The organism is Terrilactibacillus laevilacticus (assembly GCF_006517395.1).
In the GTDB taxonomy this organism is placed as follows: Bacteria; Bacillota; Bacilli; order Bacillales; family Sporolactobacillaceae; genus Terrilactibacillus; species Terrilactibacillus laevilacticus.
The window spans coordinates 321,187-341,211 of sequence record NZ_VDCY01000001.1 but is presented as its reverse complement, the minus strand read 5'-3'; the positions used below and the strand labels follow the sequence as shown (position 1 = coordinate 341,211).

The window sequence follows — 20,025 nt, the reverse complement described above, 5'->3', positions numbered from 1 at the left end:
TTATTTTCTCCCCTCTAACACTTCAAGTGCAGGTTCTAATGTTTCCACCGAATTCACTTGTAAAATCGTTGCCTGACGATCTATTTTTTTAATTAATCCAGATAATACATTCCCTGGACCAACTTCAACATATGTATCTACACCAAGTGATTTTAATTTTTCGATTGATTCTACCCAACGAACAGGTGATGTCAATTGTTTTATTAACAAATCAGAAATTTGATCTGCTTGTTTTTCTACATCCGCAGTGACATTAGCAATCACTGGTATTTCAGCATTGTGAATCGTTATTTCTTGTAATGTTTGGCTGAATTTCTCTGCAGCAGGTGCCATTAAAGTAGAGTGGAAGGGGCCACTAACATTTAAAGGTACGATACGTTTTGCACCTTGTTCTTTCGCAAGAATGGAAGCCTTTTCTACACCTTCTTTTGAACCAGAGATCACAATCTGACTTGGGGAGTTGTGATTAGCTACTTGAACAGTCTCTCCATCAAGAGTCACTTTACTACAAATGTCTTTAAGTTTATCTGCTTTCATGCCTAAGACAGCCGACATTGCGCCAGATCCACTAGGTACCGCTTCTTCCATATAGAGACCACGACGCCTAACAGCATAGACAGCATCGTCAAATGAAAGGGATCCTGATGCCACAAGAGCGCTATATTCTCCTAAACTATGTCCGCAAGTAAAATCAGGTTTAATACCTGCTTGTTTTAATAATTCATACAAAGCGACACTAACAGTCACTATGGCTGGCTGAGTGTTTTCTGTTTTTTTCAGCTCTTCTTCTGGTCCATTTAGTATGATCTGAGATAAAGGAACACCTAACCGATCATCTGCTTGGTTAAATATGACCTTAGCTTGATTATAAGCATGAATCACATCTTTCCCCATACCGACCTGCTGTGATCCTTGCCCAGGAAATACAAACGCTATTTTATTCACCGTTATCCTCCTTAATGGACTTCATGTCAATTTCTTGTACTTTTTTTTCAATCATTTCAACAACATTTTTATCTACAAAAAGTTTTGCTTGGCGTATGGAAGATTGAATGGCACTCGCATTAGACGAACCATGGGCTTTAATGACTGGTGCACGAAGACCAAACAAACAAGCTCCTCCATATGTCGAATAATCCATTTGTTTTTTTATACCACGGAATTTGGGATAAAGTAGACCTGCTATTACTTTTGTCAATAAAGAACCTGTTAGTTTTTCTTTTAACAATGAAAATAGAGACATACCTGTACCTTCCATGGTCTTTAAAACAAGATTACCGGAAAAGCCATCACAAACCACAACGTCTGCTATACCTTCGAGTAATTCACGTGATTCGACATTTCCGATGAAATGAATCGGGGCTTCTTGTAATAATTTATACGTTTGTTTACACAATTCATTACCTTTACCAGGCTCTTCACCCACATTAAGCAAACCTACCCGCGGGGAAGTGATATTCAACACTTTTTCCGAATAAATAGAACCCATGATCGCATATTGTAATAAATGTTCTGGCTTGGCGTCCATATTTGATCCGGCGTCTACTAATAAAAACCCTTTACTTTCTTTTAAAGTAGGTAAAGTAGGGGCAAGACCAGGCCGATCTATACCTTTAATCCTTCCAACTCCAAATAATCCCGCTGTCATCAGTGCGCCAGTATTTCCAGCTGAAATAACAGCATCAGCATGCCCTTCTTTTACTTCATTTATAGCAAGGACCATCGATGCTTGCTTTTTCTTTCGTACAGCTTTAACGGGCGAATCCGTACCTTCGATCTTTTCGATTGTATGTAGAATTTCAAATTGAGGATGATCTCCAACAATTGGTTTTATTTTATTTTCGTCTCCAACAAGGATAAACTGAATTTCTGGATATTCATTTGCAGCAAGCATGGCACCTTTCACAATCTCATCTGGTGCATGGTCACCACCCATGGCATCAATTGCTAACTTCATGGTGGTTATTTCCCCCTTCCAAATGGGAACGATACATTGTAAAACTTCCCTTAAACACACTTTCTGAACCTACAAAACTATTAACTTCAACCATTGTCCTCACTCGTTCAACTTGCGTCACTCTTGCTTTGGCAACGACACGTTCACCAACTTGTACTTGCCGAACAAAATGAATATTTGCTTTTGCAGTTAAGGCAAGCTCATCGTCAATAACAGCCACAGCAAGCGAATTGGCTTGGGCAAAAAGATGATGACCTCTAGCAATACCTGTTCGTGTAAATACGTGTTCTTTTTTTATTTCTAAAATAGAAATGGCACTTTGATCCAACTGTAAGTCTACGATTTCACCAATGACTTCATCGGCATAAAGGGCTTTTACATCATCGAATGTTCGCTTGGCAACATGTTTAATTCTTTCCCTTAACTCGGGAATTGATAGTTCAAGTCGATCAAGACGAATCGTCTGAATGCTGACTTGAAATTGTTCGGCAAGTTCCCCATCCGTTATAAAAGGATTTTCAGAAATCGTTTCTTTTAATAATTTTTGCCTTTCTTGCTTTCGCTTTTTCATAAAAAGCCACCGCCACTATTAAGACTAGGTACTAATAGGTAGTATATAAGAGTTGCGTGATCATTTCAAGTAAATGTTCAAATAGCCTAAGAAAAATAGCCGTTTAGTTGTCCTATTAACGTTTCATGGAACACCCATTTTTCATCTTTTTGTACACGTATTTTTAGTAACTTAATCGATTTAATCCAAACGTTCTCCCTCTAGAACTCCTGAATCTTTCAGATATACCCTTAAATTTGAGAAGACATCTTCTTTCCAGAACTCTTTTTTTGTCAAAAGGTCTGCAGCATCTTGTCTTGCAACAGCAAGCGTCCGATAATCATGAGTTAGATCTGCTAATCGAAATTCAGGAAGACCACTTTGTTTTTTGCCAAAAAAGTCTCCAGGACCTCGTAATTTCAAATCGAATTCAGCAAGTTCAAATCCATCTGTTGTTTCACACATCATTCTCATTCTCTCTTGACTTTCTTGTGACTTAGCCTCAGATATAAGAATACAATAAGATTGATATTCTCCTCGTCCGACACGACCTCTTAATTGATGTAATTGTGATAAACCGAACCGTTCTGCATCGTATATGACCATAAGAGAGGCATTAGGTACATTCACTCCAACCTCAACAACTGTGGTTGAAACAAGAATTTGAGATTGATTCTCCTTAAATGCGGTCATAACATCCTCTTTTTCTTGTGCTGTCAATTTACCATGCATAAGACCGACTGTATAGGATTTAAAGTACTGCTGCAACTGGGCATGAACATCAATAGCATTTTGAACATCGAGTTGCTCAGATTCTTCAATTAATGGCGTGATGATGTAGGCCTGTCTACCTGTAGATAATTCTTTCTGTATGAAAGCTAGAATTCGTGGGAGCATATCCGTTTTTACCCAGTAAGTTTTAATTTTCTTTCTGCCTGAAGGTAATTGATCAATCGTTGAGACATCCATATCTCCAAAAGCGGAAATAGCGAGTGTTCTAGGGATTGGTGTAGCCGTCATGAAAAGGACATCCGCTTCTTTCCCTTTTTCTTTTAAAAGTCTTCTCTGCTCAACTCCAAATCGATGTTGTTCATCGGTAACGACTAACCTTAGATGATTAAATTCGACCTTCTCTTGAATAAGGGCATGTGTTCCAATGACAATTCCAGTCTGACCCATTTTAATTTTTTCAAGAATATCCTGCCGCCTTTTCCCTTTCACCGAACTTGTTAAAAGATCGATTTCGATTGAAAACGGCTTAAACATCGCTTTTAAACTTTCCGTATGCTGTTCAGCAAGAATTTCAGTAGGGACCATTAGAGCCCCTTGATATCCACTAGAAGCAACGGCAAATAAGGCAATCGCCGCAACCACAGTTTTCCCTGATCCCACGTCTCCTTGTAATAGCCGATTCATATGATACGGACGATGTAAATCATCCAAGATTTCCTTTGTTACCTTTTTTTGTGCTTCAGTGAGTTCAAAAGGTAGGGTGTTTATAAAATCTTTTACTTGATCAATTGATATAGAGGCCTGGCCACCATTTGTTGCTACTCTTTTCGACATTTTATAGGCTTGGAGCTTAAGTTGAAACAAGAATAGTTCATCGTAGACCAACCGTCTTCTTGCTTGCTTTAAACGTTCCCTCGAAGTGGGAAAATGTATCTCTTGTACGGCGTCTTGCCTCGTCATTAGCCTGTATCTTGTTAAAAAAAAGGGCGGAAGATCATCCACGATATCTTTTGAAAATTGTTCTAAACTGTTTTGGAGAATACGCCTCATTTTTTTGACAGTGACACGCCCTTTTACGGCATAAACGGGTTCGATACGTGAGGAGTCAGGTATGGAGCCTTTATGTAGTTCTCCAATCGTCAAAGTTCCTCGGTGTTGATCCCATTTGCCAGTGACGGTCACTTGTTCACCAAGTTTGAGTTGATTTTTTAAAAAAGGACGATTAAAGGCGACTATTGTAACAAGATACCGACCAACCAGTAATTTGGCTGTAAGTCGCGATTTTTTTCGTGAAAAAAACCGTATCAACGGCTCACTTTGTACTTTCCCTTCGATTGTGATCATTTCATCATGAACAGCTTCTGATAAGTCTTTTATTTCATAATGATTGTAACGATAAGGAAAGTAATTAAGGACATCCTCAACGGTATCTAATTTCATTTGATGCAATTCTTCAGAGAGACTTTCTCCCACACCTTGAATAACACTCGTTTGACTTTTCATAACTTGGCGAGTCATAGTCTTATTTTACCTTTCTTATATGTAGATTTTCTTATCCCATCTGCTTTTTTTGGATTCAAACTTCAAATATAAAGACAAAGCGTACTGTCTTTTACACTTGATTAGAACATTTGAATCTGACTGACGCCCCGGCGGAAGATGGGAGACCACCACTTTAAGTTTCACTATATTAAGTCATAGCCATAGCTATAACCCAATGTTAATTGGGTTTTATTCGTTTTCTACTCTTACTCCTTGTACAAATACATTGATCGTTTCAACTAAAACGCCAAGCATGACTTGTATTCCTTGCCGTACCTCAGATTGTATTTGATGAGCGACCTCAGAAATTCGGGAGCCATAACTCACGATAATATAAACGTCGATTGATAGCGTGTCAGATTCATCAAAGCGAACAACAATCCCTCGAGAATAATTGTCTTTTTTTAATAGTTCAGCAAAACCATCTTTCAATTGCTGGCGAGAGGCCATGCCAACAACTCCTGGGCATTGACTAACTAAACCACCTGTAAGGTTGGCTATGACGTCATTCGTTACTTCTACGCTGCCCAACTTACTTTTTAATTCAAGTGACATTTAAATCCCCACTTTCTTATAATTATATCAATGTGTATTTGCTTTCATTGTATTAGTGCGTGTTCAAAAAGGCGACAAATTAGAAGCAAGAAGATCAAGGCGGCGCTGTTTTGAGGACCGGAAAAACGAGCGGGCGTCGAGAATTCGTAGCTTACCATTTGATGACTTTTTGAACATCCTCTATTAAGAGAATTTCGTTTGAATGTGAAATTTTTTCCGTTGGTATGCGGGATCATCATCTAGTATCTTTGATTCAATCATTTTAATTTTACTATATAGACCATTTTTTTAAAAGGAAACAAAAAAGCTTTATAGCTGACGAACCGGTACAAAGATTGCGCAAGAATGATAAACATGGTAAAATGACATACGTATTTGTATATTTACTAGGCAGGAGGTATATTAAAAATGGGACGTAAATGTTTCGTAACAGGTAAAACGACATCATTTGGTCAAAACCGATCATTTGCTGAAAATAAGTCAAAACGTAAATTTAAAGCTAACTTGCAAAAAGTTCGTATTCTTGTAGATGGAAAACCAAAACGTGTTTATGTATCTACAAAAGCACTTAAAGCAGGATTAGTTGAACGCGTATAATCAGACTCGTTTGAAAGGTGATCATCCTTTCATCCGAAATTAACAAAAAGGCACCCAATTGGGTGCTTTTTGTTATCCTTTTTTAAAGGAACCGAGGAGTGCTCTCACAAAACCGCCTAAGAATCTCGGTAATTTAATTGTGTAAAATTTCATGTTCCTCCTCCTTGCACCTTTGATTTATAAAGTTATCGAAGTATGCCTACCCACAGGTCATTTTTAGATGGGCGTACATCCCACTAATCATTTGCTTTTTTTAAATTTTGACGACAGCATGTTTTTGTGGGTCAATAACTATTTCCTTGATACTAGTATATTCATGAAAAACAAATTAGTACCCAATTTTTTGATAATCCTTTATAAACGTCAAAGTTCTTAGAGGTGAACAAGATCAGGGATTACTTAAATGAATGAACGATTCGTATTGTAATGTCATGAAGGATCTTTACTTTGGATCATCAAAAGATGACCTTCAGTAAATCTCACTTCACCAACAGCATCCTTATATTCATTACTAATGCACCGTGACGATCCAACCCGAATCGTTGTATGGTCTAATTTATATTTAAAACCTTTCAAAGTTAGATCTTTCACTTCCGTTGTCAATGGAATGAAAGAAACATATTGAAATGAGTTTTCACTTATAATCGAATGGACGCCAGGTTTCAGCAAGGAAATGCGGTTATATCGATCGAGTAAGCACGCTTCAACATGATGCTCACTCAATTTATATAACAGTTGTATATTAAGAAGTTCATGATCTAGCCTGCCTCCTGTTGCTCCCATGACCATACAGGCACTTGAATTTTGCTCAATCACCCAATCAATAGCCAGTTCTAAATCGGTTTTATCTTTTTCAGAAGGAAACATGTCCACATTGATTTCTTTATTAAAAATCCACTCTTTTTCCTTTGTTGTGATTGAATCAAAATCACCAAAGGATTTAACCGGTGTAATACCTTTTTTTAATAATCTATAAGTTCCGCGGTCAACACCAATCCATTGCCAGGATTCATTCTTTAATAGGTCAAAGGAAGGATGAAGATGAGATGGTCCCCCTGCTAAAATAGCATATTTTGTCATTATTGCGCTCCCATAATTATGAAAAATCTTTTTCTAGTAAATCCTGAATGGCTTTCTGTCGATTTTCTTTCCCGAATATCGCAGAACCTGCAACAAATAGTGTTGCTCCTGCTTTTAAACATAACGGTAATGTTTCGGCATTTATTCCACCATCAACTTCAATTTCAATTGATAGATTTCGTTCATCAATCATGGCTTTCAGTGCGGATATTTTATCAACCATTGAATGAATAAACGATTGGCCTCCAAACCCTGGATTCACTGTCATAATGAGAATAAAATCTATATCTCCTAATATCGATGTTAAAACATCGACAGGAGTTGCAGGATTAAGTACAACACCTGCCTTGACTCCATGCTGTTTAATTAATTGAATGGTACGATGAAGGTGAGGACATGCTTCAACATGAACAGAGATCATATCTGCACCTGCGTTTGCAAAGTCATGAATGAATGCATCTGCATGTTCGATCATCAAATGGACATCTAGCTCACAGGAGGTTAGGGGTCTGATTGCTTTAACAACATCCATTCCCATTGTTATATTTGGAACGAAATGTCCATCCATAACATCAATATGCAAAAGATCTATACCTGCTTTTTCAACTTCTTTTATATCTCTCTCGAAATTTGCAAAATTCGCCGCAAGTAATGATGGTGCTAGTCGCATTAATATCGCCTCTTCCGTTGATTTATTTCTTCATAAAATAATTTATAATGTTTGTAACGAGATTGAGAAATTTCTCCTCTTTTGACAGCCTCTTGAATCGCACATCCAGGTTCAACAAGATGTGTACATCCCCTAAATTTGCATTGATTACTTCTCTCTTTCATCTCAGGAAAATATAATGAAAGCTCTTGTGCTTCAATTTTAGCAAATTGCAAGGAGCTAAACCCCGGCGTATCAGCTACAAATCCTGTTCCGACCGGCAATAATTCGACATGCCTAGTTGTATGTTTCCCTCGACCCAGGCTTTTGGAAATGGCGTTTGTATCAATATTCAATTCTTTATTTAATGTATTGAGAAGAGATGATTTACCAACACCTGATTGACCCGCAAAAACACTGATGCATCCTTCTAGTGCCTCTCTAAATCGGTCTATTCCATCATCCTCTAAACTTGATGTAATATACACTCGATATCCAATCGTTTGATAAGTTTTGGTAAGATCTTGTATTTTATTCGAAATGGCTTCTATCATTAGATCTGATTTCGTGATACAAATGATGGGTTTTATTTCATATGATTCAACATGAACGAGAAAGCGATCTAATAATGAATCGTCAAAATCGGGTTCAGAAATAGAAAAAAGCAATACTGCCTGATCCACGTTAGCAATCGGTGGGCGATTTAAATAATTTCGACGTTCATCAATAGACATGATTCTACCATCTGTTATTTTTTCTGCCTCATATTGAACATTATCGCCCACTAATGGCGTTATATTGCGATTTCTGAAATTTCCTCTACCACGGCACTGAATGATTTTATCACCATCTTTCACATAGTAAAATCCACTCAATGCTTTTATTATTTTCCCTTTTGGCATAACATCCTCCTTCCTTATTAATCCTCATCATAATCAATGGTTTCTTCTTTTTTAACTTCTCCATTAATCAGGACTTGGTAATTAGCACTCTCATTAGGATTTATCGTCAATGGGATTGTATACGACTTAGTTTCATTAATTTCTTCATCAACAAATGTTTCATTATGATGTGATGCATCCGTATAGATGATTTGTACATGAGTTGGTTTCTGTTCTGTTTGGTTTTGATCGTTTTGGTTTTGATCTAATTCAACCTTGACTGTTTTCTTAATTGTTTCAGGCTTAAGTTCTTTACCTTTGGAAAGATAGACGATGACACTTGAACCTTTTTTCAAACTTTCACCTTGCTGCGGGGTTTGTTCAAGAACATTCCCTTTCTCTATACTGTCTGAGTAATCCCCATCTTTCACTTTCATTTTTAGACCCAAATGATCTAATTTACTTTTTGCTTCATCTTCATTGAGACCTGTTAAATCTGGAACGGATTGTTCTTCTTCACCTGCACTATAAGTCAATTCAAGTGTCGTTTGACTTGGAATTATTTTTTTACCTGGAGAAGGATCTTGTTTCATCACTTCACCTTCAGGAATTGTTGATGAGTACTCTTTCTTCCAGACAATTTCTTTATAGTTTTTGTCACGAATGAGATCAAGAACAGATTGCCGATCATAACCAATATAATTATCTAAAATCTCTTTTTTTGCTCCCGTACTTACGTAAACTGTAACAGATGAATTCTCCTTAACTTCTGTTTGGCTTTCAGGATCCTGTCTGGCTACTTTGCCCTTGTCGATTTGATTATCTGCCACGTTTCGTCTAAGAGATTTTAGATGTTTTTCTTTTAACTGTTTAACGGCATTTTGATACTTCATTCCTTTTAAATCAGGAACAGTCGTATCTTGGACGTAAAATAGTTTTGGAAAGATATAAAATGCTGCAACACTTGCACCAATTAGTATCATCAAGATAAGGAGCGTTATCCAAAGCCAAAAACGTTTCTTTTTTGTTTTTTTAGGTTTTTTTGATGGCTTGTTACCTTCATTCGGCTTCTGTTCTTCCGTAAGATTTTCCGTTTTTCTCGGGACAGCAGGTATTTTTATCGTCTCTTCTTGATCAGTTGATTCGTATTCCATGGGAGAGATGTCATCATGTCGTTCACGCCTTGGTTCATTCAATCGATTGGGCTCCAAAGCTGTATCAAGATCTTCATATAATTCATTCATTGTGTCATATCGAAGATTCGGATTTTTTTCAACGGCCTTAATCACAACATTCTCTAACGATTGCGGAATATCATGACGAAAATCCTTAGGATATGGAAAAGGATCATTCAAATGTTTGATGGCAACTGTAACAGGCGAAGATCCTGGATAAGGTATACGATCTGTTAACAACTCAAAGAGGACGATCCCGAAAGCATAAATATCTGATTTGATCGTTGCCTTCCCTCCACTGGCTTGTTCAGGAGAAATATAATGTGCTGAACCTAAAATTGAGTTTGTATATGTAATGGTAGCTGAGGTCACACCTAAAGCGATTCCGAAATCCGTAACTTTTACATTTTCATTTTCATCAATAAGAATATTGTGCGGCTTGATGTCACGGTGGACAATTCCTCTCTCATGGGCATGAGCTAGAGCTAGAGCGATCTGTTTTGCAATGTAGACCACTTCTTGAAAAGAGACTGGCGAATAACTCTTAATAAATTTCTTTAATGTTATGCCTTGTACGTACTCCATGACGATAAAATAACAATCATCTTCTTCTCCTATATCATATATATTAACAATATTAGGATGCGATAGACTAGCTACGGATTCAGCTTCTCTACGAAACCGGCGAATAAATTCCTCATCGTTTGAAAAATCGTGTCTTAATATTTTTACAGCAACTAAACGATCTAATATTAAATCTTTTGCTTTATATACGACCGCCATACCGCCTTCACCAAGACGAGACAAAATATCATAACGGTCACTTATTCTTCTGCCAATCATGTCAAATCACCATCATCATTTGCTATGATCACAAGTGTTATATTATCTTCACCACCAGCTTCATTAGCTTCCTTAATCATCAGCTCGGATTTCATTTCAAGTGTCTCGTCGAGAGATAAAATATCTTTTAATCTTTCATCTGATAATTTATTGGTCAAACCATCTGAACAAAGTAAAAGTTGAGCCTGCTTTGACCATTCTATGGTTAAAGAATCAATATTTACTTCGGGTTCTGTTCCTAAAGCACGAAGTAAAATATGTTTTTTGGGATGGTTTTCTGCATTTTCTTTCGTTAATTGACCAGATTTAACGAGTTCATTCACTAGCGTATGGTCTTCAGTTACCTGTTTCAATTCGCCATCGTATATATAAACACGGCTATCGCCAACGTAACAAATGAAGATAGCATCACTTTGGCAAATCGCAGCAACAACTGTTGTCCCCATCCCTTTGCATTCGGAGTGCGTTTCAGCAAACTCATAAATCGTTTGATTTATTTCTTGAACAACGCCTTTCAGCCATTTTGCACCGTCTGTTTTTGAAAAAGGCTTGCTTACTTCCTGCCACTTTTTTTCGAAGTAGTCTAACGTCATTTGACTGGCAACATCTCCTGCTTGATGTCCTCCCATCCCATCAGCAACAACAGCTAATAATTGGTCATCACTTAAGAAAATACCACCGCTATCCTCATTCTGACCCCTAACTTTTCCCTGATCCGTATTGAAAATAGCCTTCATCTAATCACCCCTTCCAGAAGTTATCCATTTTGAGGAATACTTGTATCCTAATTGTCAAGCCAATCAATACTGCTTGGAAAATCCCTCATTTATCTATGCCTTCTTTCGTCGCAAACAGCATATGAAAAACCCATCTGTACCGTAATCACTTGGTAATATTTGAACCATTGATTGATCGTCAATGAGGTTATTTTTTATTTTTTTTGGCAAATGAGCCATTCCTTCTTGTTCCCATTCAAACTCCGAGTTCTTAGATAAGAAATCATAAATAACCTTTTCATTTTCACGTTTATCAATCGTACAGGTACTGTAAATGAGTCTCCCCCCCTTTTTTAATAAAGGAGCGACCTGTTGAATAATATCCTGTTGTATTTTGACAATCCGTTCAACATCGGTATTTTTCTTTTCCCATTTTATCTCAGGTTTATGACGGATAACACCGAGTCCCGTGCAAGGTGCATCGACTAATATGCGATCAAAACTTTCATTTTTAAATTGTGTTTGGGCTTCCCTTGCATCTAACGCCATAGTATGGATAATAGAAAGTCCTAACCTATTAGCATGTTGGTCTATTAAACGCGTTTTATGTTTATGTAGATCAAACGCAACGATTTCACCTTGATTTTCCATTAATTCAGCGATGTGTGACGTCTTCCCTCCGGGTCCTGCACACGCATCTAACACTCTCATTCCTGGCTTGGCATGCACGCTATCGGCAACAAGCATGGAGCTCTCATCCTGAACTGTGAATGCGCCTTCTTGTAATAACGGGCTTTTAAGAATTCTTCCTTTTTTAATAACGAGGGCATAAGGAGATAATTCCCCCTCAACCGCTTCAATTCCTTCTTTAGATAATTGATTTATCAATTCGGATTTACTCTGTTTTAACGTATTCACGCGTATGGTCATCGTCGGTGGTTGATTATTAGCCTTACAAATATTTAGAGCTGCTTCCTTACCGAAATCATCCGTCCATTGGTTAATTAACCATTCAGGATGACTATATATAATGGATTGTCGTGTCACTTCAGGTTCTATTTTAGATAAATCGGGGGATCCTTTTCTTAAATATTGACGCAAGACGCCATTTACAAATCCAGATATCCCTTGATGACCTCTTTTCCTTGCAATTACAACTGCTTCATTTACAATCGCGTGATCCGGAATCTTTGATAAAAATTCTTTTTGATAAATGGATATTAGCAATAATAGATTAACCCAATCATCTCGTTTCCGCTTTGAGTTTACATAGTTTTCCAAAATATAATTCAGCCGTTTTTTCCATTGCAATACACCATAAACAATTTGCGTGATCAGAGCTCTGTCCTGTGGTTTCAATTCTTGCTTCTCTATCGCTTCATTTAAAGCTAATTGACTATAAGCATGTTGTTTTTCGATTTTTAAAAGTACATCGAGAGCAATCTCTCGAGCCATTGGTTTACCCATTTATTAGTCTCCTAGTCTTGTACCTAAATCTAATGATTTTCCATTTAAAAATTGACTTGTTATCATTTTCTTTTTTCCTGAAGGCTGGCATTCTAATACCCGAATAGCTTCGTGACTTCCTGTAGCTACCGTAAAAGCCTCTTTATCACACTCGATGACAGTACCGGGTTCTGCCTCTTTTTTAGTATCAAGTTTTTGAGTTTTCCAGATCTTAAATACCTTGCCATCTAGTAAAGTATAGGCACCTGGGAAAGGATTTAACCCTCTAACGAGATTATGTATCTCCTTTCCATTTTTAGACCAGTCAATCTTCTCATTTTCATGTTGGATGGTAGGCGCAAACGTGACTTGATTTGGATCTTGGGCGACAGGGGTTATTTGTCCTGACTCTAATAAAGGAATCGTTTCTGATAGTAAACGGGCACCAGCAGCACTTAGCTTGTCATGCAAAGTCCCCATCGTGTCATGATCTTCTATTGGAATACGAACCTTAGCTAACATATCTCCAGCGTCAAGAGCTTTAACCATATACATAATCGTTACACCGGTTTCTTTTTCTCCATCAATAATAGCTTGATGAATAGGGGCCCCGCCTCTGTATTTAGGTAACAAAGAGGCATGGACATTAATACAACCAAGTTTTGGCCCATTCAGTAACGTCACTGGTAAGATTTGACCATATGCGGCCGTTACAAGTAAATCTGGTTGATAATTGAGGATTTCTTGTACAGCTGAAGGCTCTCTTACTTTTTCTGGCTGTAAAACTGGGATGTTGTAATAAGTAGCAAGCTTCTTTACTGGTGGAGGAGTTAGAACTTTCTTTCTTCCTTTTTTGCGGTCTGGCTGCGTAACAACTGCTTTTATTTGATAACCATCATCGATGAGTCTTTGCAGGACGGGAACAGCAAAATCTGGTGTCCCCATAAAAATAATATTCATTTAATGTCACCTTCTATTTTCTTCAAATCTAATCAATCCTTACATCATGATAAAAGGATTTAAATCGATTGTTATTTTTAAATCGTCGTTTTTTGTTCCTGTAGGATAATGTTCCTGAATTCGTTTTAGTAACGCTAAAAGGTTCGGTTCCCGCTTATATTTTACCATGCACTGATAGCGATATCTATCTTTGATACGTGGAATAGCTGAACTGGTAGGTCCGAGAATTTGGGCATCTGAAGATAATCCTTTCTTTAAGTGCCCGGCTATTTTTTCTGCTATATCAACAACTTTTGTCACTTGAGGATGTGATAAAGTGATCAAAGCTAAGTAATAAAATGGTGGATAATGATGACGATAACGCATTTGCATTTCTTGATCATAAAAAGAATGATAATCGTGATAGGAAGCGTGAATAATAGAATAATGTTCTGTCGAGTAAGATTGAATAATGACTTCACCCGGTAATTGATCTCGACCTGCTCTACCGCTTACTTGCGTTAATAATTGAAATGTTTTTTCGCTAGATCTGAAATCCGGCAAATGGAGCATTGCATCGGCAGCAAGCACTCCAACAAGCGTAACTTTTGGAAAATCAAGCCCCTTGGCAATCATTTGCGTTCCTAAAAGAATATCCGCTTTTCCTTCTCCAAAGGCCTTTAAAAGTTTCTCATGACTTCCTTTTCTCTGGGTCGTATCAACATCCATTCGAATCACTCTTGCTTCCGGGAGCACTTTTGTTAGTTCTTCCTCTACTCTTTGAGTACCCGTTCCAAAATAACGTAAATGATGACTAGTACATTCTGGACACTGACTGGGGTATGGTTCCTGGTGACCGCAATAATGACACTTGAGCATCCCTTGTTTTCGGTGATAGGTCAAAGAAATGTCACAATGGGGGCATTGCACCACGTAACCACAATCACGACACATGACAAACGTAGAGTATCCCCTTCGATTAAGAAATAAGACACTTTGTTCCTTCTTTTCCAATCGATCCTCCAGCCGTTCAAATAATTGTTTTGAAAACATGGAATGATTGTTTGAACGTAGCTCTTCTCGCATATCAACCAACTGAACTTCAGGGAGACTTCTTTGATTGACTCGCTCTAGCAATTGGATTAAATGATAGACGCCTTTTTTCGCTCTAGCATAGGACTCAAGAGAAGGTGTAGCACTTCCCAGTACTACTGGACATTGATGATATTTACCTCTGAAGATAGCCACATCTCTCGCGTGATAACGAGGCTGCTCTTCCTGTTTATAACTCGTTTCATGTTCTTCATCAATAATAATTAAACCCAGGTTTTTAAAGGGTGCGAAGATGGCAGACCTTGCTCCAACGACAACGTGAACAGCCCCTTCATGGATTTTTCGCCATTCATCGTATTTTTCACCTTGGCTAAGACCACTGTGCAAGACAGCTACCTCATCACCAAAACGGCCTTTAAATCGATGAACCATTTGCGGCGTTAACGCAATTTCAGGCACTAAAACAATCGCTTCTTTACCCATATTTAATATTTTTTCGATCGCCTGTAGATAGATTTCTGTTTTACCGCTACCCGTCACTCCGTGGCATAAAAATACCTCATGGGATTGTGAACGTATCGATTCTTGAATAGGAGCAAGTGCATTCTTTTGGGCTGTCGTTAAGGAAAGAGAGGTTGTTCTTTCAATTTCTTTATCGGCATATGGATCTCGATAGACTTCCTCTGTTGTTTCGTCAAGAAAACCTTTCTTCACAAGTTGTTTTAATGTAGAACGGCCGACATTTAACCTCTTTAAAATATCTGATATCTCAACTTTTAGATGAGGTTCCTGATTGATGAAATACTCTAAGACTTGCTTTTGCTTTAATGAACGCTTATCTAACTTTGACGTGACATCTATCAATTCATCTTTTGAGAGAGATGTTGCAATATAGCGAATCTTCTTGTATGTTCTCCGGTCATTTTTTATCCATTGAATAATCGAGATAAACCCTTTTTTCATTGCCGCATTTAAGCTATCAGACTGCTCAGGTTCCTTCTTTAGTAGTTCTGTCCATTCCATCTCTGGTTTGTTTAAAAGCGTGTCTAGCAATGTTGGAAATTCCCGCGCTAGACTCACTTGGTCATTTATTCGAACCATTTTTTTATAGTTCCCTTTTAACACAGCAGGCAGCATGGCTGAATAAGCAAAAAGACGTGGGCAAAGTGTTTCGGTTGACAACCACTTTCCTAATGAAAGTAATTCCTTTGTTAAGACAGGAGTTGGATCAATTACTTGGGATATCGACTTCAAGTTCTTAATTTCTGATTGTGTTTCAATAGATAAAATAAACCCAAGTCGCTTCATTGGTCCGAATGGAACTAGCACTCTCATTCCTGGCTGTATAAACGATTCAAATTCAAGAGGAATTTTATAATCAAAAGGTCGATCCGTTTCCTTAACGGGAATATCGACAATCACTTTGGCTATCATGATAGATCGCTCACTTTAAATAATTCTTCTAATGCATCAACGATATGTTCACTCACTTGATGTTTGGTCATCAATTCAAATGATTTGAAATTCCCATCAGGATAGTAGAAACTCACTTTATTGGTATCTTTTTCAAATCCTGAACCTTCTTCAGCAATATTATTGGCTACGATCATATCCAGATTTTTTTTCCTTAACTTTTCTTTCGCATAGTCTTCTAAATGTTCCGTCTCCGCCGCAAACCCAATTAAAACTTGTTTATCTTTTCGTTTACCTAATTCTAATAAAATATCTGGATTTCTTACCATTTCGACAAAAAGTGACCCCTCTTGTTTTTTCATTTTTTGATGAAAAATCTCTTTTGGCCTATAATCCGCGATAGCTGCGGACATGATAACGGCATCCATTTCTGATTCTCTCTTCATGACCGCTTCAAACATCTCGATTGCACTGGTCACATTAATCCGGCTCACATGTTCAGGCGTTTTAAGATGGGTGGGACCTGAAATTAATGTTACCTCTGCTCCTCTTTCCTGAAGAACATGAGCAAGTGAATATCCCATTTTTCCTGATGAATAATTAGTAAAGTATCGAACGGGATCAAATGCTTCTCGAGTTGGACCAGCCGTAATCAAAACCTTCTTCCCATCTAATGTTTTTTTGGGCGATGAAAAAAAAGATTTAATTTGACTAAAAATAATTTCTGGTTCAAGCAAACGACCTTTTCCTACCCAACCGCAAGCTAAATAACCCTCTATCGGTTCTAGAAGTCGATAACCATAGGAAATTAATTTTTCAATATTCGCTTGAACAGCGGGGTGTTGATACATGTTAACATTCATGGCTGGTGCAATCCAAACAGGCGCTCTCGTTGCAAGAACAGAAGCTGAGACCATATCACCTGCTTCGCCATTTGCAAGTTTACTAATCGTGTGGCTTGAAGCAGGAGCAACAACGAAGAGATCGGCCTGATCAGCTAAATCAATATGGGCAATCTGCCCCTCTTTTTTTTCTATAAAAAGATGATCATTGACTGGATGGCGCGATAGGGCTTGAAACGTAGCTGGACCTATAAATTGTTTAGCTGAATCTGTCATCAGCACATCAACATGGGCACCCGCCTTCGTTAACATACTTGTTAAGGAGGCTGCTTTGTAAGCTGCAATGCTACCTGTAACGCAAAGAACAATTTTTTTATTTTCCAGCGTCATCCTTTATCACTCCTTATCTTATAAAACTCATTTCTAACGATTATTTAACCAGACCTATGTAATTTTTCTTTCCATCATGCAAGAATAGGCGTGGTCAATTATCCACGCCTTCCTTATCCTTCTATTTAATTGTTATTATTGTTTATTTAACAAGCCAGCATTGACTTCTTCCAATGCTTTTCCAACATATTTACTCGATTTAGTGTCTTCAAGCATCAAGTATTCAGGATGATCTTGTAGTTCTCTTGCTCTTTTAGCTGAAAGAGTCACTAAAGTATATTTTGAATTCACTTTGTCTAATAATTTATCAATTGATGGATATAGCATCATGGTTACTCAACCTCCGAAAAACTTTTGTATTTTTCAATTAAACGGGATACTTTACAATGTTCCCCTGTCACAATGGCCTCAATTCGATCGCAAGCGGCTTGAACCTCATCGTTTTCAACGACATAATCATAGTGCTGCATAAGCTCAATCTCTGATTTGGCCATCGTTAATCGATTTTCAATAAGAGACGCTGTTTCAGTCCCACGACCCGTGATTCGTTTTTTTAGTTCTTGAAGACTTGGAGGAGCAAGGAAAATAAATATCCCTTCATCGAAACGTTCCTTTACTTGCAGCGCTCCTTGTACTTCAATTTCCAAAATGACATCTTGTCCAGAATCTAAGGTTTCTTTTACATAGTCGATGGGCGTTCCATAGAAATTACCAACGTATTCCGCCCACTCCAATAATTTATTATTTCGTACCATCTCTTTAAACTCTTCTCTAGATTTGAAAAAATAATGAACTCCCTCTACTTCTCCTTTACGAGGTTCTCTCGTCGTAACAGAAATCGAATACTTCAGTGACGTTCCTCGTTTGCGAAGTGCTCGGCAAACGGTTCCTTTTCCAACTCCAGAAGGTCCAGAGAGAATAAATAATAATCCTTTTTCTCGAAAAGCCATGCACAATCCTCCACATTTTTATCCCCGCCTTAACGGCTAGTAAAGATCCCCCCTCAGGATTCTGAGTATTCAAAGATGATAGGGGGGATCAACTGCCCGTAAAGGTCCGATTGGTTCAGGCTTTCCATCAGTGAGGGATGACACAGGCTAAAAACCAGGCGTCCTGTCGCAACGCCTGCACTAGCACATCCTGTGCGTCGAAAAACCCCACTGATGGAAGTTTCACTTTATACATCATCTGTCAAGTCATCTTGCTGTGATAATCTTTGAGATACCGTTTCAGGCTGTACAGACGATAGAATAACATGATCGCTATCCATGATAATAACAGCCCGTGTACGCCGACCATATGTTGCGTCGATCAATTTATTTGAATCACGCGCGACCTTTATTAGTCGTTTTACTGGTTGTGATTCTGGGCTAATAATGGCGACTATTCGTGTTGCAGAAGCGATATTTCCAAAACCGATATTAATTAATTTTACCATATTTCTTTCCGTCCTCCAAAGTGAAAGTTTTATTCGATGTTTTGAATCTGTTCTCGACATTTTTCAATTTCACTTTTTATGGAAATGACTAAAACACTTATCCTTTCATCGTTCCCTTTTGAACCAATTGTATTAATTTCTCTTTGCATTTCTTGGATAAGAAAATCGAGTTTTCGTCCAATTGGTTCATCTTTCATTAAAATTTCTTTGAACTGCTTGGTATGACTATTTAATCGAGTCAGTTCCTCATCTATATTTGATTTATCAGCAAATAACGCTATTTCATTTAATAAACGGGCTTCATCAACCTCAACGTCGCTATGATTTAAATAGTCTTGTACTCTTTTTCTTAATCGAGATTCATATTGAAGCGTGACTTGTGGAGCCAATTCCTCTATTTCGAGAATCGAGCTCTTGATCGTCTGCAACCTGTCATATAAATCAAGTGCAAGTTGTTTGCCTTCCGTTTTTCGCATATCAACCAGATGATCGAGAGACTCCTGAACGACTTTAATGACCGCAGATTCAACCTCATCTAAGTCGTCTTCTTTGTTTGTTACAATCAGTGCATCTGGATGTTGCAAGAGATCATTCACCTTGATTTCTTGAGATAAATGGTATCTTGTTTTTAAAGATCGAAATAGCGCCATATATTGGTCAAGAAACGCCCAATTTGGTTCTATCTTTATTCCGCTATCATTAAGAGGATTAATCGTTATCGTTATGTATAGTTTCCCCCGATTGATCGTTTGCTTAACAACCTTTTTTAATACATCCTCTAAATAAGTAAAAGACTGAGGCAAATGAAACGTCACATCTAAATAACGATGATTGACAGCTTTAATTTCACAGGTGAGTGAATAGGACTCCAAATCTAGTGTTGACCGACCAAAACCTGTCATACTTCTTACCATAACACACCACATCCGATATTTTATATATTATTTAGCACCTACAACCCATGGTTTGTGTTAAATCGTCATCCTTATCTATATTATAAATCTTTCTACATTTAAGCAAATGATAATTTTATCATCCTTTTTGTACGTGTTCAAAAAGGTGACAAATGAAAAGGGTTACTGGCTAAGTACGCTAGCATCCATCAAGAAACGCAAGTACTAGCCCGTCCTGGGCGTAAGAGGCTAAGGGCGGCGCTCTGTTCCTTAGGACCGGCATTCCTCGCGTTGTAGTAGCTTCAGGCGCCCGTCACAGGACGTGAGCGGTTTT

20 protein-coding genes are annotated in these 20,025 nt (G+C 37.9%); 1 reads left to right on the top strand and 19 read right to left on the bottom strand.

The window, feature by feature from the left end; translation table 11 throughout:
- From fabD to FG390_RS01470, 5 genes are all read right to left on the bottom strand, one after another.
- The gene (gene fabD, locus FG390_RS01490; protein ID WP_141189241.1) at window positions 1-945 is read right to left on the bottom strand and encodes an ACP S-malonyltransferase; all 945 of its coding nucleotides are present in this window, start codon (window positions 943-945) and stop codon (window positions 1-3) included.
- Complete coding sequence (gene plsX / locus FG390_RS01485) at window positions 938-1,957, bottom strand: phosphate acyltransferase PlsX (protein ID WP_141189240.1); 1,020 nt, start codon at window positions 1,955-1,957, stop codon at window positions 938-940. Before plsX ends, fabD begins: the two co-directional genes overlap by 8 nt.
- Window positions 1,941-2,528 (bottom strand): transcription factor FapR, encoded by a 588-nt coding sequence (gene fapR, locus FG390_RS01480; protein ID WP_141189239.1) that lies wholly within the window; start codon window positions 2,526-2,528, stop codon window positions 1,941-1,943. The genes plsX and fapR overlap by 17 nt, the downstream gene beginning before the upstream one ends.
- Before the next feature lie 180 nt (window positions 2,529-2,708).
- Entirely contained in the window at window positions 2,709-4,757 is a 2,049-nt protein-coding gene (recG, locus tag FG390_RS01475) for an ATP-dependent DNA helicase RecG (protein ID WP_141189238.1), read from the bottom strand.
- Window positions 4,758-4,970: 213 nt separating this feature from the next.
- Window positions 4,971-5,336 (bottom strand): Asp23/Gls24 family envelope stress response protein, encoded by a 366-nt coding sequence (locus FG390_RS01470; RefSeq protein ID WP_141189237.1) that lies wholly within the window; start codon window positions 5,334-5,336, stop codon window positions 4,971-4,973.
- Window positions 5,337-5,744: 408 nt separating this feature from the next.
- Here FG390_RS01470 and rpmB point away from each other — a divergent pair, with 408 nt between their 5' ends.
- A complete protein-coding gene (rpmB, locus tag FG390_RS01465) occupies window positions 5,745-5,933 on the top strand; it encodes a 50S ribosomal protein L28 (protein ID WP_141189236.1) in 189 nt (62 codons plus the stop codon).
- Between the two features lie 72 nt (window positions 5,934-6,005).
- Here rpmB and spoVM read toward each other — a convergent pair whose 3' ends face one another.
- The 14 genes from spoVM to FG390_RS01395 all read right to left on the bottom strand — a co-directional run bounded on the left by spoVM (window position 6,006) and on the right by FG390_RS01395 (window position 19,712).
- Window positions 6,006-6,086, bottom strand: a complete 81-nt coding sequence (gene spoVM / locus FG390_RS01460) for a stage V sporulation protein SpoVM (RefSeq protein WP_141189542.1) — start codon at window positions 6,084-6,086, stop codon at window positions 6,006-6,008.
- A 276-nt stretch (window positions 6,087-6,362) separates the two neighbouring features.
- Window positions 6,363-7,013, bottom strand: a complete 651-nt coding sequence (locus FG390_RS01455) for a thiamine diphosphokinase (RefSeq protein WP_141189235.1) — start codon at window positions 7,011-7,013, stop codon at window positions 6,363-6,365.
- A gap of 16 nt (window positions 7,014-7,029) precedes the next feature.
- On the bottom strand, window positions 7,030-7,683 hold the full coding sequence (rpe, locus tag FG390_RS01450) for a ribulose-phosphate 3-epimerase (protein ID WP_141189234.1): 654 nt from the start codon (window positions 7,681-7,683) through the stop codon (window positions 7,030-7,032).
- Window positions 7,683-8,564 carry a ribosome small subunit-dependent GTPase A gene (rsgA, locus tag FG390_RS01445; protein WP_141189233.1) on the bottom strand — a complete coding sequence of 294 codons (882 nt, stop codon included), beginning with the start codon at window positions 8,562-8,564 and terminating at the stop codon, window positions 7,683-7,685. Before rsgA ends, rpe begins: the two co-directional genes overlap by 1 nt.
- Before the next feature lie 17 nt (window positions 8,565-8,581).
- Window positions 8,582-10,561: a Stk1 family PASTA domain-containing Ser/Thr kinase gene (pknB, locus tag FG390_RS01440; protein WP_141189232.1), complete on the bottom strand. Its 1,980-nt coding sequence runs from the start codon at window positions 10,559-10,561 to the stop codon at window positions 8,582-8,584.
- Window positions 10,558-11,298, bottom strand: coding sequence for a Stp1/IreP family PP2C-type Ser/Thr phosphatase (locus tag FG390_RS01435; RefSeq protein WP_141189231.1), 741 nt, complete (start codon window positions 11,296-11,298; stop codon window positions 10,558-10,560). Before FG390_RS01435 ends, pknB begins: the two co-directional genes overlap by 4 nt.
- 93 nt (window positions 11,299-11,391) lie before the next feature.
- On the bottom strand, window positions 11,392-12,744 hold the full coding sequence (gene rsmB, locus FG390_RS01430) for a 16S rRNA (cytosine(967)-C(5))-methyltransferase RsmB (RefSeq protein ID WP_141189230.1): 1,353 nt from the start codon (window positions 12,742-12,744) through the stop codon (window positions 11,392-11,394).
- 3 nt (window positions 12,745-12,747) lie between these two features.
- Window positions 12,748-13,683 carry a methionyl-tRNA formyltransferase gene (gene fmt / locus FG390_RS01425; protein WP_141189229.1) on the bottom strand — a complete coding sequence of 312 codons (936 nt, stop codon included), beginning with the start codon at window positions 13,681-13,683 and terminating at the stop codon, window positions 12,748-12,750.
- A gap of 39 nt (window positions 13,684-13,722) precedes the next feature.
- Entirely contained in the window at window positions 13,723-16,152 is a 2,430-nt protein-coding gene (gene priA / locus FG390_RS01420) for a primosomal protein N' (protein WP_141189228.1), read from the bottom strand.
- On the bottom strand, window positions 16,146-17,360 hold the full coding sequence (gene coaBC, locus FG390_RS01415; RefSeq protein WP_141189227.1) for a bifunctional phosphopantothenoylcysteine decarboxylase/phosphopantothenate--cysteine ligase CoaBC: 1,215 nt from the start codon (window positions 17,358-17,360) through the stop codon (window positions 16,146-16,148). The genes priA and coaBC overlap by 7 nt, the downstream gene beginning before the upstream one ends.
- A gap of 135 nt (window positions 17,361-17,495) precedes the next feature.
- On the bottom strand, window positions 17,496-17,687 hold the full coding sequence (rpoZ, locus tag FG390_RS01410; protein WP_141189541.1) for a DNA-directed RNA polymerase subunit omega: 192 nt from the start codon (window positions 17,685-17,687) through the stop codon (window positions 17,496-17,498).
- A 5-nt stretch (window positions 17,688-17,692) separates the two neighbouring features.
- Window positions 17,693-18,310 (bottom strand): guanylate kinase, encoded by a 618-nt coding sequence (gene gmk / locus FG390_RS01405; protein ID WP_141189226.1) that lies wholly within the window; start codon window positions 18,308-18,310, stop codon window positions 17,693-17,695.
- Between the two features lie 227 nt (window positions 18,311-18,537).
- Window positions 18,538-18,798, bottom strand: a complete 261-nt coding sequence (gene remA, locus FG390_RS01400; protein WP_141189225.1) for an extracellular matrix/biofilm regulator RemA — start codon at window positions 18,796-18,798, stop codon at window positions 18,538-18,540.
- 29 nt (window positions 18,799-18,827) lie between these two features.
- The gene (locus FG390_RS01395; RefSeq protein WP_181406320.1) at window positions 18,828-19,712 is read right to left on the bottom strand and encodes a YicC/YloC family endoribonuclease; all 885 of its coding nucleotides are present in this window, start codon (window positions 19,710-19,712) and stop codon (window positions 18,828-18,830) included.
- Window positions 19,713-20,025: the final 313 nt, after the last annotated feature.